The sequence below is a fragment of the Desulfosporosinus sp. I2 genome, from assembly GCF_000960765.1.
GTDB lineage: Bacteria > Bacillota > Desulfitobacteriia > Desulfitobacteriales > Desulfitobacteriaceae > Desulfosporosinus.
In genome coordinates this window covers 1-2,370 of record NZ_JYNH01000259.1, presented here as the reverse complement: position 1 = coordinate 2,370, position 2,370 = coordinate 1, and the positions used below count along the sequence as shown (strand labels likewise).

Genomic DNA, 2,370 nt, shown 5'->3' with positions numbered 1-2,370 from the left:
GGTCATCAATACGAAGGATCCTTTTATGGGAAAATAGGACCTTAAAAGAAATAGCTTTCGAGAGAAAGCTGAATGTCGATGATCTACTCCTTGATCTATTAGAAAACGATCGCCATACCCTAACTTTTTGTCAGGGTGGTTTTAATAGACGGGATTTCCCAGGAACGCCTTACGCGGATAATATCGCCCATAATCCACTCGTCATGGTTGGGTCTGATAAGGTATCTGGGGAAATCGACGACCCTAATGCTTGGTATGAATTATTTCGTAAAGGTGCTTTTCCAATAGTTTTTTAACTTATGCCAGCAAAACGGTCTAAAATCTGAAGAGATCGTCCGAAGGATCACGTCCCTACCTGCTCAGCAATTTAGATTAAGTGATCGTGGTATGCTTGCCAAAGGAAAAGCCGCTGATATCACCATCCTAGATATGGATAACTATTCTTATCCCTCAAACAAAGAAATCGATTATACAGACCCATTAACTGTGTCAAGTGGGGTTAAGTATACAATTGTTAATGGTCAAGTCGCAATTGACAATGGAACGCTTAAAGCTATCCATGCTGGTCAATTATTAACGAGTAATGGTAGGAAATTATGATAAAACCTTAGGAAAACGGTAATGGCCAGTAATTGGAGAAGGCCAGCTTAACAAAAGATCTGATTCACTGGCAGTCGGTCCTGAATTGTGAAGGAGGTAGGGTACACCATCTGAACGACGCTTATCCGAAATAATCGCTATGTGTTCATGTGGGTAAGCAAACGTGACAATATCTCCCGCCTGCCACAAGTAAAGGTTGTCTACATCTCCTGGTTTTATCTCCTTTGTAAGTTCCAATCCATGCCTGTGAAAAAAAACTTGGAGGTTAGGTACTCGTCGAAAATCAATATTTGGATCTGGCTTCCCAGCAACTCGAGGGTACAGCGCTAAGTTTTCCCGGATGTCCTTATCCACTAAGGCTTTTAAATTATAACCTGCGTCTCGTATTGCCCTCCACACTACATCAGTACATACTCCTTCTGTCTCAGGTGGATTACCCCCTTGATAATACGCACTGCGATATTGAGGTTTCCTGACCACTTCTTCTTTGGCTCCAGCCACAATATCTGCTAGATCATCTAAACCATCGCTATCTGTATCGATCGCACATACAATCCGTTCAACGTGAACCGACTTAACAAAGGGCTTATGTTCAGCAAAATATGACCGTCCAGGTTCTGTCTTAGTCAAAACCAAGGCTAACACGGCCAATCCAAAAATACCAATAATGGTCCTAACAATGCTTTTCACGCAGATTCACCTCGTTAATAACAGCAACCATTTGGAATAATTTACAAATCATTTAACCCTCTTTTACGTTGATCTTCCCACGTATTAATAAGGTAGTAAAAACTCGAATATTGAGAATATCATATGTCGGGAGGAAGATAATGGCTATTTCAGGGAGAATTTCAGATTTGAAAATGCTGATCGCCTTATTTGCTAATGTAACTATTAAAGAAATCCTTTACTTTAAAGAATTAAGAACGATAACTAATCCTAAAGTTGCTTAAAACATATGGACCATACCATCTCACACCACTTGTTTAATCCATTCAATAAAGGCTTCTACGTTATCAAAGGCAAAGGCTGGGTTCATATCTAACACTTTTTGAACCTGGGCGGTTTCAGCCCATATCGCACTAATCGGTAAAACACCGACTTCTTTAGCGGCTTTAACGTCATAGGCAATGTCCCCTACATAAGCCACATCTTCCGGCAAGTAATTCCAAGCTTTCAAAACTTGTTGAATATGTTCAGGTTTACTTGCTCCATATTCTGAGCCCGTTATGATCACCTCAAAAAATGGTTTTAACCCCGAGTGCTTTAAGGATATCTCCATACTTCCCGGGCCTTTTCCTGATACAATAGCCAACCTTATTCCACGTTCCTTCAACAAAGCTAGGGCCTCTCGGACACCTGGAAAAGGCTCAGCATATTGAGCATGAATTCGATCATACTCGTCTAGATAAAACTGCAAACTTTCTTCCCATGAATCAGGAAACAATTTCCTAAAGATGCCTTCCTCTGAAGGTCCAAATAGAGAGGCTAACTCTTTGGAAGAGTATTCACGTCCAATATATTTAATTAAGGTATTACGAAAACTAGCGTGAACTACTGGCAATGAATTAATTAAGGTACCGTCCAGATCAAAGATAAATCCTTTAAGTTTCATGGTTTTCCCCCTAAGGACTGCTAGATTTGATAAATCGCCTAAATCCCCAGACGATCTTCTGCATTCCTGCTAATTCCCGACATTCAATATGTGTCAATTCATTAATGTTGACATAAATTAAACTACTCTACTTTAAACCGCAGTACGGTTTTAAC

4 protein-coding genes and 1 pseudogene are annotated in these 2,370 nt (G+C 40.2%); 3 read left to right on the top strand and 2 right to left on the bottom strand.

Features of this window, described 5'->3' with window-relative positions:
- Window positions 1-296: pseudogene (locus tag UF75_RS30600) on the top strand (D-aminoacylase); the annotation flags it as partial.
- Between the two features lie 34 nt (window positions 297-330).
- On the top strand, window positions 331-600 hold the full coding sequence (locus tag UF75_RS30595; RefSeq protein WP_348983107.1) for an amidohydrolase family protein: 270 nt from the start codon (window positions 331-333) through the stop codon (window positions 598-600).
- Here UF75_RS30595 and UF75_RS25450 read toward each other — a convergent pair.
- Window positions 595-1,290, bottom strand: a complete 696-nt coding sequence (locus UF75_RS25450) for a DUF1287 domain-containing protein (protein ID WP_197079543.1) — start codon at window positions 1,288-1,290, stop codon at window positions 595-597. The genes UF75_RS30595 and UF75_RS25450 overlap by 6 nt on opposite strands.
- Window positions 1,291-1,430: 140 nt before the next feature.
- Between UF75_RS25450 and UF75_RS30945 the strand changes: the two genes are divergently transcribed.
- Window positions 1,431-1,553, top strand: coding sequence for a hypothetical protein (locus UF75_RS30945; RefSeq protein ID WP_282433865.1), 123 nt, complete (start codon window positions 1,431-1,433; stop codon window positions 1,551-1,553).
- Between the two features lie 20 nt (window positions 1,554-1,573).
- Here the strand turns inward: UF75_RS30945 and UF75_RS25445 are convergent, their stop codons facing one another.
- Complete coding sequence (locus UF75_RS25445; protein WP_045577308.1) at window positions 1,574-2,215, bottom strand: HAD-IA family hydrolase; 642 nt, start codon at window positions 2,213-2,215, stop codon at window positions 1,574-1,576.
- Window positions 2,216-2,370 lie beyond the last annotated feature (155 nt).